Source organism: Streptomyces longispororuber, assembly GCF_014656095.1.
GTDB lineage: Bacteria > Actinomycetota > Actinomycetes > Streptomycetales > Streptomycetaceae > Streptomyces > Streptomyces longispororuber.
In genome coordinates, this window is record NZ_BNBT01000345.1 from 1 (window position 1) to 607 (window position 607).

The following is a 607-nucleotide window of genomic DNA, read 5'->3' on the forward strand; positions in this document are numbered from 1 at the left end:
GCCGGGTTCTCGTAGTTGAGGTCGGGCTGGTGGGAGAAGAAGCGGTGCCAGTAGTACTGCTTGCGGACCGGGTCGAAGGTCCAGTTGGAGGCCTCGGTGTCGACGAAGATGATGCGGGCGTCCTGGTACTGCTTGTCGTCGTCGGCCCAGACGTAGTAGTCGCCGTAGGGGCCCTCGGGGTCGTTGCGCGAGGCCTGGAACCACGGGTGCTGGTCGCTGGTGTGGTTCATGACGAAGTCGATGATGACGCGCATGCCGCGCTGGTGGGCGCTGTCGACGAACTCCACGAAGTCGGCCAGGTCGCCGAACTCGGGCAGGACGGAGGTGTAGTCGGAGACGTCGTAGCCGCCGTCGCGCAGCGGGGACTTGAAGAACGGCGGCAGCCACAGGCAGTCCACGCCGAGCCACTGCAGGTAGTCGAGCTTGGCGGTGAGGCCCTTGAGGTCGCCGACGCCGTCGCCGTTGCTGTCCTGGAAGGAGCGGACGAGGACCTCGTAGAAGACGGCGCGCTTGAACCAGTCGGGGTCGCGGTCCTTGGCGGGGGTGTCCTCGAAGGTGTCCTGGACGGGCTCATTGACGATCATGTGGGTGACCCTCCGATCAGCGG

1 protein-coding gene is annotated in these 607 nt (G+C 65.9%); it reads right to left on the reverse strand.

Annotation, left to right across the window (positions count from 1 at the left end):
* Nucleotides 1–584: alpha-amylase family glycosyl hydrolase (locus IE330_RS38560; protein WP_268257398.1), on the reverse strand; the 584-nt coding region annotated here is incomplete at its 3' end.
* Nucleotides 585–607 lie beyond the last annotated feature (23 nt).